Source organism: Sphingomonas bacterium, assembly GCF_903644135.1.
Classification (GTDB): domain Bacteria; phylum Pseudomonadota; class Alphaproteobacteria; order Sphingomonadales; family Sphingomonadaceae; genus Sphingomonas.
The window spans coordinates 1-10049 of sequence record NZ_CAHJXA010000073.1 but is presented as its reverse complement, the minus strand read 5'-3'; the positions used below and the strand labels follow the sequence as shown (position 1 = coordinate 10049).

At 65.9% G+C, this 10049-nt stretch carries 19 protein-coding genes; all 19 read right to left on the bottom strand.

Annotation, left to right across the window (positions count from 1 at the left end):
• Window positions 1–131 precede the first annotated feature (131 nt).
• Window positions 132–482: a 50S ribosomal protein L18 gene (rplR, locus tag HUU96_RS05880; protein WP_174291914.1), complete on the bottom strand. Its 351-nt coding sequence runs from the start codon at window positions 480–482 to the stop codon at window positions 132–134.
• The gene (rplF, locus tag HUU96_RS05875; protein WP_174291913.1) at window positions 482–1015 is read right to left on the bottom strand and encodes a 50S ribosomal protein L6; all 534 of its coding nucleotides are present in this window, start codon (window positions 1013–1015) and stop codon (window positions 482–484) included. Before rplF ends, rplR begins: the two co-directional genes overlap by 1 nt.
• Window positions 1015–1410: a 30S ribosomal protein S8 gene (rpsH, locus tag HUU96_RS05870; protein WP_174291912.1), complete on the bottom strand. Its 396-nt coding sequence runs from the start codon at window positions 1408–1410 to the stop codon at window positions 1015–1017. Before rpsH ends, rplF begins: the two co-directional genes overlap by 1 nt.
• 9 nt (window positions 1411–1419) lie before the next feature.
• Window positions 1420–1725 carry a 30S ribosomal protein S14 gene (rpsN, locus tag HUU96_RS05865; protein WP_174291911.1) on the bottom strand — a complete coding sequence of 102 codons (306 nt, stop codon included), beginning with the start codon at window positions 1723–1725 and terminating at the stop codon, window positions 1420–1422.
• 52 nt (window positions 1726–1777) lie between these two features.
• Window positions 1778–2362: a 50S ribosomal protein L5 gene (gene rplE, locus HUU96_RS05860; RefSeq protein ID WP_174291910.1), complete on the bottom strand. Its 585-nt coding sequence runs from the start codon at window positions 2360–2362 to the stop codon at window positions 1778–1780.
• On the bottom strand, window positions 2355–2663 hold the full coding sequence (rplX, locus tag HUU96_RS05855) for a 50S ribosomal protein L24 (RefSeq protein ID WP_174291915.1): 309 nt from the start codon (window positions 2661–2663) through the stop codon (window positions 2355–2357). Before rplX ends, rplE begins: the two co-directional genes overlap by 8 nt.
• 29 nt (window positions 2664–2692) lie before the next feature.
• Window positions 2693–3061, bottom strand: coding sequence for a 50S ribosomal protein L14 (rplN, locus tag HUU96_RS05850; RefSeq protein ID WP_174291909.1), 369 nt, complete (start codon window positions 3059–3061; stop codon window positions 2693–2695).
• 148 nt (window positions 3062–3209) lie between these two features.
• Window positions 3210–3482, bottom strand: coding sequence for a 30S ribosomal protein S17 (gene rpsQ, locus HUU96_RS05845; protein WP_174291908.1), 273 nt, complete (start codon window positions 3480–3482; stop codon window positions 3210–3212).
• A gap of 10 nt (window positions 3483–3492) precedes the next feature.
• Window positions 3493–3696, bottom strand: a complete 204-nt coding sequence (gene rpmC / locus HUU96_RS05840; RefSeq protein WP_174291907.1) for a 50S ribosomal protein L29 — start codon at window positions 3694–3696, stop codon at window positions 3493–3495.
• 1 nt (window position 3697) lies between these two features.
• Window positions 3698–4132 carry a 50S ribosomal protein L16 gene (gene rplP / locus HUU96_RS05835; RefSeq protein WP_174291906.1) on the bottom strand — a complete coding sequence of 145 codons (435 nt, stop codon included), beginning with the start codon at window positions 4130–4132 and terminating at the stop codon, window positions 3698–3700.
• 10 nt (window positions 4133–4142) lie between these two features.
• On the bottom strand, window positions 4143–4850 hold the full coding sequence (rpsC, locus tag HUU96_RS05830) for a 30S ribosomal protein S3 (RefSeq protein WP_174291905.1): 708 nt from the start codon (window positions 4848–4850) through the stop codon (window positions 4143–4145).
• A complete protein-coding gene (rplV, locus tag HUU96_RS05825) occupies window positions 4850–5227 on the bottom strand; it encodes a 50S ribosomal protein L22 (RefSeq protein WP_174291904.1) in 378 nt (125 codons plus the stop codon). Before rplV ends, rpsC begins: the two co-directional genes overlap by 1 nt.
• A complete protein-coding gene (gene rpsS, locus HUU96_RS05820; RefSeq protein ID WP_174291903.1) occupies window positions 5227–5502 on the bottom strand; it encodes a 30S ribosomal protein S19 in 276 nt (91 codons plus the stop codon). The genes rplV and rpsS overlap by 1 nt, the downstream gene beginning before the upstream one ends.
• 1 nt (window position 5503) lies before the next feature.
• Window positions 5504–6343: a 50S ribosomal protein L2 gene (rplB, locus tag HUU96_RS05815; RefSeq protein ID WP_174291902.1), complete on the bottom strand. Its 840-nt coding sequence runs from the start codon at window positions 6341–6343 to the stop codon at window positions 5504–5506.
• A gap of 1 nt (window position 6344) precedes the next feature.
• The gene (locus tag HUU96_RS05810) at window positions 6345–6656 is read right to left on the bottom strand and encodes a 50S ribosomal protein L23 (protein WP_174291901.1); all 312 of its coding nucleotides are present in this window, start codon (window positions 6654–6656) and stop codon (window positions 6345–6347) included.
• A complete protein-coding gene (gene rplD, locus HUU96_RS05805; RefSeq protein ID WP_174291900.1) occupies window positions 6649–7287 on the bottom strand; it encodes a 50S ribosomal protein L4 in 639 nt (212 codons plus the stop codon). The genes HUU96_RS05810 and rplD overlap by 8 nt, the downstream gene beginning before the upstream one ends.
• Before the next feature lie 3 nt (window positions 7288–7290).
• Entirely contained in the window at window positions 7291–8145 is an 855-nt protein-coding gene (gene rplC / locus HUU96_RS05800) for a 50S ribosomal protein L3 (protein WP_174291899.1), read from the bottom strand.
• 200 nt (window positions 8146–8345) lie between these two features.
• Window positions 8346–8654: a 30S ribosomal protein S10 gene (gene rpsJ / locus HUU96_RS05795; protein ID WP_033921125.1), complete on the bottom strand. Its 309-nt coding sequence runs from the start codon at window positions 8652–8654 to the stop codon at window positions 8346–8348.
• A gap of 230 nt (window positions 8655–8884) precedes the next feature.
• Window positions 8885–10049: elongation factor Tu (tuf, locus tag HUU96_RS05790; RefSeq protein WP_174291898.1), on the bottom strand; the 1165-nt coding region annotated here is incomplete at its 5' end.

Here is a 10049-nt window from a genome sequence, read left to right as displayed (position 1 = left end):
GCGCCCGCGACCGCCGCCACCGGGGCCGCCGCCATAACCACCGCCGCCAGGGCCGCCCTGGGGCTGCGCATCGGACGGCGCGCCGGTCGCCGCATTGGCGACCGTCTCGACCTGGTTGTCGTCAGCCATCTTTAAAACTCCAATCCGGCTTCGCGCGCGGCCTCGGCCAGCGCCTTGACGCGGCCATGAAACAGGAAGCCGCCACGATCGAACACCACCTGCGTCACGCCCGCGGCCTTTGCCGCCTCCGCGACGCGCGTGCCGACCGCCGATGCGGCGTCGATATTGGCACCCGAGCCCTCATGGCCGACCAGCGTCGACGCCGATGCGACCGTGGTGCCGGCGACATCGTCGATCACCTGCGCATAGATGTGCTTGCCCGAGCGGTGCACCGACAGCCGCGGCCGAACACCGGCGCGCGCGCGCAGCGCGGTGCGGTTGCGGCGACGCCGCTTCTCGAAGAGAGACAGTCCCTTGGTCATCACTTCTTCTTCCCTTCCTTGCGGAAGATGAACTCGCCATCATACTTGATGCCCTTGCCCTTGTACGGCTCGGGCTTGCGCCAGCGGCGGATCTCGGCGGCGAGCTGGCCGACCTTCTGCTTGTCGGCACCGCTGATCTCGACGGTGGTGTTGTCGGGGGTCTTGACCTCCAGGCCTTCCGGCACCGCGATGTCGACGTCGTGGCTATAGCCGAGCTGCAGCTTGAGGTTGCGACCTTGCGCGGCAGCACGATAGCCGACCCCGGTGATCAGCAGCTTCTTGGTGAAGCCGGTGGTCACGCCCGTCACCAGGTTCTGCACCAGCGTGCGCTGCATCCCCCAGAAGGCGCGCGCCTGCTTGGTGTCGTTGGCGGGCTGCACCTGGATGCCGTCGCTCTCGATCGCATAGCTGATCTCGTCGCGCATCGCGAGGCTGAGGGTGCCCTTGGGACCCTTGACGCTCAGCGTGCCGTCCTGGGCGGTGGCGGTGACGCCGGCCGGGACCGGGACCGCCTTCTTGCCGATACGGCTCATCAGAACACCTCCGCGAGGACTTCGCCGCCGACATTCTGCTCGCGCGCCTCGGCATCCGAGAGCACGCCGCGCGGCGTCGAGACGATGGTGATGCCCAGGCCGTTCATGACCCGCGGCAGACCCTGCGAGCCGCTATAGACGCGGCGGCCGGGCTTGGACACGCGCGCGACATGCTTGATCGCGGGCTGGCCCTCGAAATATTTCAGCTCGATGCGCACGCCGGCGGCGGGGCCCATCTGCTCTTCCGAATAGCCGCGGATGTAGCCCTCGCGCTGAAGCACGTCGAGCACGCGGACGCGCAGCTTCGACGCCGGCGACAGGACGCTGTCTTTCTTCGCGCGTTGGCCGTTGCGGATGCGGGTGAGCAGGTCACCCAGGGGATCGGTCACTGCCATGATGTGTCCTTACCAGCTCGACTTGGTGACGCCGGGGATCAGGCCCTTGTTGGCGAGATCGCGCAGCATGACGCGGGCGAGACGGAACTTGCGGTAATAGGCGCGCGGGCGGCCGGTCAGCTCGCACCGGTTGCGGATGCGGGTCGGGTTCGCGTTGCGCGGCAGCTCCGCCATCTTGAGGCGCGCGATCAGCCGCTCGCCCTCGTCGAGCGTCGTGTCGTTCGCCTGCGCGCGCAGCTTCGCATATTTCGGCGCATATTGCTTCACCAGCTTCTTGCGCCGCTCGTTCTTGTTGATCGAACTCAGTTTCGCCATGGACTTAAGCTCTTCCTTTCGGGGTCCCGCGCCGCGGGAACCGGGTCGTATGTTAGGCCGCCTGCTTCTGCTCGGCCGGCTCTTCTTCCTTGGGGAACGGGAAGCCGAACAGCCGCAGCAGCTCGCGCGCCTCGTCGTCGGTCCTCGCCGTCGTGGTCACGATCACGTCCATGCCGCGCACCTTGTCGATGCGGTCATAGTTGATCTCGGGGAACACGATCTGCTCCTTGATGCCACAAGCATAGTTGCCGCGACCGTCGAAGCTCTTGGGGTTCAGCCCGCGAAAGTCGCGCACGCGCGGCAGCGCGATGGTGATGAAGCGGTCGAGGAACTCGTACATCCGCTCGCGACGCAGCGTCACCTTGACGCCGATCGGCATCCCCTCGCGCAGCTTGAACTGCGCGATCGACTTCTTCGCCTTGGTGACGACCGGCTTCTGACCGGCGATCAGCTCCATCTCCGACGCGGCCTGGTCGACGCGCTTCTTGTCCTGGGTCGCCTCGCCGACGCCCATGTTGAGCACGATCTTATCAAGCCGCGGCACTTCCAGCGCGTTCTTGTAGCCGAACTTGTCGGTCATCGCCTTGACGATCGTCTCGTCATAGATGCCCTTCATCCGAGGCGTGTAATCAGCCATCGATCTTGCTCCCCGTCTTCACGGCCACGCGGACCTTCTTGCCGTCCTGCACCTCGAAGCGGACGCGGGTCGGACGGCCGTCGGCGGTGACGTGCGCCACCTTGCTGACGTGCAGCGGCGCCTCGATCTTGACGAGGCCACCCTGCGGCTCGGCCTGGGTCGGCTTGCGGTGGCGCGTCGCGACGTTGACGCCGCCGACGATCACCTTGCTGTCCTTGGGCATAGCCTGGGTGACGGTGCCGGTCTTGCCCTTGTCCTTGCCGGACAGGACGATGACCTGATCGCCCTTCTTGATCTTCATCTTGGGCTTCGCTGCGGCAGAGGTCGCCATCACAGCACCTCCGGCGCGAGGCTGATGATCTTCATGTGCTTCTTGCCGCGCAGCTCGCGCACCACCGGCCCGAAGATACGGGTGCCGATCGGCTCCTCGTTCTTGTTGACCAGCACCGCGGCGTTGCTGTCGAAGCGGATGGTGGAACCGTCCGCGCGGTGGATGTCCTTGGCGGTGCGGACGATGACGGCGCGATGGACGTCGCCCTTCTTCACGCGGCCGCGCGGCTGTGCTTCCTTGATGGAGACGACGATGATGTCGCCGACCCCCGCCACCCGGCGCTTGGACCCGCCAAGCACCTTGATGCACTGCACCCGCTTCGCGCCGCTGTTGTCGGCGACGTCGAGATTGGATTGCATCTGGATCATGTTGCAGTCCTTCTACCTTGGGGTGGATACCGACCCAGCCCCGCCTTGTTTCTTCCGTTCGTCACCCCGGCCTTGTGCCGGAGTCCAGAGCCAAGCAACGTAGCGCTGATGGCTCTGGATGCCGGGACAAGCCCGGCATGACGGCTATCTACGCGTCGACGTCGACCCGCTCCGGCGTCGCATGGGTGTTGACCCGATCGACCACCTTCCAGGTCTTCAGCTTGGAGATGGGGGCGGTCTCCTCGATCCGCACCGTCTCGCCCTGCTTGAACTCGTTCGTCTCGTCATGGGCGTGATACTTCTTCGAGCGGCGGATGATCTTGCCGTAGAGCGGGTGCTTCACCTTGCGCTCGACGTTCACCACCACCGTCTTGTTGCCCTTGTCGGACACGATCAGGCCGGTCAGCACGCGCTTTGGCATGTGCTCTTCCTTACTTCGCGGCGGCAGCGGAGCGCTGCGCCTGTGCGGTCTTGATGCGGGCGATGTCCTTGCGGACCTCGCGCACGCGGCTTGGCTTCTCGAGCTGGTTGGTCGCCGCCTGGAAGCGCAGGTTGAACTGCTCGCGCTTCAGGTTGCCCAGCTTCTCGGTCAGCTGGTCGTCGGACTGGCCGACGATGTCGGTGTTCTTCGCCATCTTACTCGCCTCCCAGGTGCGACGTGTCGCCCAGACGAGCGACGACCTTGACCTTAATCGGCAGCTTCATCGCCGCCCGCTCGAACGCCTCAGCCGCGACCTTGCCATCGACGCCGTCAACCTCGAACAGGATACGGCCCGGCTTGACCCGCGCCGCCCAGAACTCCGGCGAACCCTTGCCCGAGCCCATGCGGACCTCGGCGGGCTTGCCCGACACCGGCACGTCGGGGAACACGCGGATCCACAGCCGCCCCTGCCGCTTCATGTGGCGGGTGATCGCGCGGCGCGCCGCCTCGATCTGGCGCGCGGTGATCCGGTCCGGCTCCATGGCCTTCAGCCCATAGGAGCCGAAGTTCAGGTCCGACCCGCCCTTGGCTAGGCCATGAATGCGGCCCTTGAACGCCTTGCGGAACTTGGTCTTCTTTGGTTGCAGCATCGGTCAGTCCTTAGCGGCGATCGTCGCGCGCGGGGCGCACGCCGGAGGTCTGCGCTTCCATCATCAGCCGGTCGGTCGCCATCGGGTCGTGACCCAGGATCTCGCCCTTGAACACCCAGACCTTGACGCCGCAGACGCCGTACGAGGTGTGCGCCTCGGCCTCGGCATAGTCGATATTGGCGCGCAGCGTGTGCAGCGGCACCCGGCCCTCGCGATAGCTCTCCGACCGTGCGATCTCGGCGCCGCCCAGCCGGCCGCCACAGGCGACGCGGATGCCGTCGGCACCCAGCCGCATCGCCGACTGCACCGCGCGCTTCATGGCACGGCGGAAGGCAATGCGCCGCTCCAGCTGATCGGCGATGCCCTGCGCGACCAGCCGTGCATCGACCTCGGGCTTCCGGATCTCGACGATGTTGAGCGAGACGTCGGACGAGGTCATGCCGCCGATCGTCTTGCGCAGCTTCTCGATGTCGGTGCCCTTCTTGCCGATGATGACGCCAGGGCGAGCGGCGTAGATCGAGATGCGGCACAGCTTGGCCGGCCGCTCGATCACCACCTTGGAGATCGCCGCCGAGGGCAGCGTCTTCATGATGTACTGGCGGATGCGCAGGTCCTCTAGCAGCAGGCGGCCGTAATCGGCCCCTTCCGCGAACCAGCGGCTGTCCCAGGTGCGGTTGATCTGCAACCGCATCCCGATCGGGTTCGACTTGTGACCCATTATGCTTCTTCCTGCTCGCGCACGACGATGCGCAGACGGCTGAACGGCTTGAGGATGCGGGTCGACTTGCCGCGGCCGCGGGTGGCGAAGCGCTTCATGACGATGCCCTTGCCGACCGACGCCTCCGACACGACCAGCGCGTCGACATCCAGATTATGGTTGTTCTCGGCATTGGCGATGGCCGAGGCCAGCACCTTGCGCGCATCAACCGCCATGCCCTTGGTCGAAAAGGCGAGGATGTTCATCGCATCGCCGGCCTTCTTGTTGCGGATCAGCGCCGCCACCAAGCCCAGCTTCTGCGCCGAGCCACGGATGTTGGTGCCGACCGACAGGGCTTCCTTGTCGCCGACCTTGCGAGAGGATTTGGGCTTGGACATCAGCGCTTGCCCTTCTTGTCGGCGGCGTGACCGGGGAAGTAGCGCGTCGGCGCGAACTCGCCCAGCTTCATGCCGACCATGTCCTCGTTGACCGACACCGGCACGAACTTGCGGCCATTATAGACGTTGAAGGTCAGGCCGACGAACGAGGGCAGGATCGTCGAGCGGCGCGACCAGGTCTTGATCGGCGCGCGCGCGTTGGTGTCCTGCGCGGTCTCAGCCTTTTTGAGCAGGCTCAGTTCGACGAACGGGCCCTTCCATACCGAGCGAGCCATCTTAGCCCTTCCTCTTGGTCGAATGACGCGACCGGATGATCATCTTGTCGGTTGACTTGTTGTGACGGGTGCGGGCACCCTTGGTCGGCTTGCCCCATGGCGTGACCGGGTGACGGCCGCCCGAGGTACGGCCCTCGCCGCCGCCATGCGGATGGTCGACCGGGTTCTTGGCAACGCCGCGCGTCAGCGGGCGGATGCCCATCCAGCGGCTGCGACCGGCCTTGCCGAAATTCTGGTTCTGGTTGTCGGGGTTGGACACCGCGCCGACCGTCGCCATGCACTCGCCATGGATGTAGCGCTGCTCGCCCGAATTGAGCCGCACGATCACCATGCCGCGATCGCGGCCCACGACCTGCACATAGGTGCCGGCCGAGCGGGCGATCTGGCCACCCTTCATCGGCTTCATCTCGACATTGTGGACGATGGTGCCGACCGGCATCTGGCCCAGCTCCATGGCGTTGCCCGGCTTCACGTCGGTCTTCTTGCCGGCGATCACCTTGTCGCCGACCGCCAGACGCTGCGGCGCGATGATGTACGCCTGCTCGCCGTCGGGATAGCTGACCAACGCGATGAACGCGGTGCGGTTGGGATCATATTCCAGCCGCTCGACCGTCGCCTCCATGTCCCACTTGCGGCGGGTGAAGTCGATGAACCGGTACTTCTGCTTGTGACCGCCGGCGATGCCGCGGCTGGTCACATGGCCCTTGTTGTTGCGGCCGCCGGACTTGGTCTTGCCCTCGGTCAGCGCCTTGACGGGCTTGCCCTTCCAGAGCTGCGACTTGTCGACCAGCACCAGCGCGCGGCGCGACGGGCTCGTCGGATTATACTGCTTCAGTGCCATCTCAGACCCCCGTCGTCACGTCGATCGACTGACCGTCGGCGAGCGTGACGATCGCCTTCTTCACGTCGGACTTGGTGTAGGGCACGCCCTTCCACTTCTTGGTCTTGCCCTTCTGGACGATCGTGTTGACGCCGGTCACCTTGACGCTGAACAGCGCCTCGATCGCCGCCTTGATCTGCGGCTTGGTCGCGTCGTTGGCGACGCGGAAGACGACCGCGTTCTGCTCGGACAGCAGCGTCGCCTTCTCGGTGATGTGCGGCGCGACGATCACGTCATAGTGACGCAGGTCGACCGGTGTTTGTGGCTTAGCCATGGAAGCGCGCCTCCAGCTTCTCGACGGCGGCGCGGGTCAGGACCAGCGTGTCCGCCTTGATGATGTCATAGACGTTGGCACCGACCGCGGGCAGCACGTCGATTTCGTGCAGATTGCCGGCCGCAAACGCGAACGAAGTATCAACCAGGTCGCCGTCGATCACCAGCGCGCGCTTGCCCCCCTCGACGCCGAAGCCCAGTTTTGCCAAGTCGCCCTTCAGCGTCCGGGTCTTGCCGCCCTCGACCGCCAGGCTGTCCATGACGATCAGCGAGCCGGCCTGCGCATGGCTCGACAGCGCCATCTTCAGCCCCAGCGCCCGTACCTTCTTGTTGAGGCCGGGATTGAAGTCGCGGACGCGGGCACCGTGCGCCTTGCCGCCGCCGACGAACACCGGCGCGCGCTTGTCGCCGTGACGAGCGACGCCGCCGCCCTTCTGCCGGCCCAGCTTCTTGCCCGAGCGGGCGACGTCGGCGCGCTCACGGGTGCCGCGGGCGGTGCCCCGGCGCTTCTCGAGCTGCCAGGTGATGACGCGGTGGAGGATATCGGCGCGCGGATCGAGGCCGAAGACCTCGTCGTTCAGCTCGACCTCGCCGCCGGTTTCACCAGAGAATGATGTGGAGGTAATCTTCATGGCTCAGCCCTCCTGACCGGGGGTTGGATCGGCTGGAGGCACCGAGCCGGGATCGACCTCGCCCGCACCATGGGCATCGGCCGCGGCAGCGCCGGCGGCAACTTCCTCGGCGCTCGGATCGTGCGGCAGCTCGTGGACCGCGGCGGGCTCGACCTCGGCGACGTGGATTTCCTCGTCATGCGCGGGCGCGCGGATCGCGGCGGGATAGGGCGCATCGGCGTGAGCGGCGACCTTCACCGCATCCTTGACGAATAGCCAGCCACCCTTCGAGCCGGGCACCGAGCCCTTGACGAAGATCAGCCCGCGCGCCGCGTCGGTCGACACGATCTCCAGGTTCTGCTGAGTGCGGTTCTTGTCACCCATGTGACCCGCCATCTTCTTGTTCTTGAAGGTCTTGCCCGGATCCTGGCGCTGGCCGGTCGAACCCAGCGAGCGGTGCGACACCGACACGCCGTGGGTCGCGCGCAGACCCTTGAAGTTCCAGCGCTTCATGCCGCCCTGGAAGCCCTTGCCCTGGGTGCGGCCCTGAATGTCGACGAGCTGGCCGGCAACGAAATGCTCGGCCGAGATTTCGGCGCCGACATCTAGGAGGTTGTCCTGCGTCACGCGGAACTCGGCGAGGATTGCCTTGGGCTCGACCTCCGCCTTGCCGAAGGCGCCGCGCTGCGGCTTGGCGACGTTCTTCGCCTTGGCGACGCCCGCGCCGAGCTGCACGGCGGTGTAGCCGTCCGTATCCATGTCCTTGCGAGCGACGACCTGCAACGCTTCCAGCTGCAGGACGGTGACCGGCACGTGCCGCCCGTCGTCCTGGAACAGGCGCGTCATGCCCATCTTCTTCGCGATCACGCCGGTACGCATGACCCATCTCCCTCACAGAGGCACCGAGGGGAAATCCCGCGGTGCGTGTCAGCCCGGATAAGCGAAGCGAGCCCCCGTCCCGGGCTGAGCGCCCCGATAAAGGGGCAGACGGGAGACGCTGTCCCGGCGGCAAGCCACCGGCGGTATCTCAATGTCGTTGCTCCAGCGGAACCAGATGGTCGACCGCCGAAGCGAGGCCCCTAGGCCAGTTTGATCTCGACGTCAACGCCGGCCGCGAGGTCCAGCTTCATCAGCGCGTCGACCGTCTGCGGCGTCGGCTGAACGATGTCGAGCAACCGCTTGTAGGTGCGCGTCTCGAACTGCTCGCGGCTCTTCTTGTCGATGTGCGGGCCGCGGTTGACGGTAAACTTGTCGATATGGGTCGGCAGCGGGATCGGCCCGCGGATCAGCGCGCCGGTGCGCCGCGCCGTGTCGGCGATGTCGCCCGCGGCCTGGTCCAGCACGCGATGGTCGAACGCCTTCAGGCGGATGCGGATGTTGTTGTCCATGGGTCCCACTACCAATTTGAAAGAGCGGAGCGACAATCACGTTCCCACCGTCACCCCGGCCTTGTGCCGGAGTCCAGGGTCACAAACGGCATCGCCCGTGGCTCTGGATGCCGGGACCAGCCCGGCATGACGAAAAAGGGGCCGAGCCTGCCTCTCGTCAAACACTTACACTAAAAGGCAACGGCCGGCCCCGGTTGCCCGGGACCGGCCGCTTTCTTGATGCGCCTATATTACTTGGTGATGCCGCTGACAACCCCTGCGCCGACGGTGCGACCACCCTCGCGGATGGTGAAGCGCTGGCCGACGTCCATGGCGATCGGCGCGATCAGCTTAATGCCGAGCGCGACATTGTCGCCGGGCATGACCATCTCGGTGCCCTCGGGCAGCTCGACGGTGCCGGTGACGTCGGTCGTTCGAAAGTAGAACTGCGGCCGATAGTTGGCGAAGAACGGCGTGTGGCGGCCGCCCTCCTCCTTCGACAGCACATAGACCTCCGACGCGAAGTCGGTGTGCGGCTTGATCGTGCCGGGCTTGCAGAGCACCTGGCCGCGCTCGACCTCCTCACGACCGACGCCGCGGATCAGCGCGCCGACGTTGTCGCCCGCCTGGCCCTGGTCGAGCAGCTTGCGGAACATCTCGACGCCGGTGACCGTGGTCTTGCGGGTGTCGTTGATGCCGACGATCTCGACTTCCTCGCCGACCTTGATGATGCCGGTCTCGACGCGGCCGGTGACGACGGTGCCGCGACCCGAGATCGAGAACACGTCCTCGATCGGCATCATGAACGGCTTGTCGAGCGGACGCTCGGGCTGCGGCAGATACTCGTCGACCGCCTGCATGAGCTTCAGAACGGCGTCATGACCGATCGCGGGCTGCTTGTCGTCGAGCGCGCATACCGCCGAACCCTGGATGATCGGGATATTGTCGCCGTCGAAGTCGTACTTAGACAACAGCTCGCGGATCTCGAGCTCGACGAGCTCTAGGATCTCGGGATCGTCGACCAGATCGACCTTGTTCATGAACACGACCATCGTCGGCACGCCGACCTGGCGCGCGAGCAGGATGTGCTCACGGGTCTGCGGCATCGGCCCGTCGGTTGCGGACACGACAAGAATCGCGCCGTCCATCTGCGCGGCACCGGTAATCATATTTTTCACATAGTCGGCGTGGCCCGGGCAATCGACGTGCGCATAGTGACGCGCCTGGGTCTCGTATTCCACGTGTGCGGTCGAGATGGTGATCCCGCGCTCGCGCTCTTCTGGAGCCTTGTCGATGTTCGCGTAGCTCGTGAACGTCGCGCCGCCAGTCTCCGCCAGCACCTTGGTGATCGCCGCGGTCAGCGACGTCTTGCCGTGGTCGACGTGACCAATGGTGCCGATGTTGAGATGCGGCTTG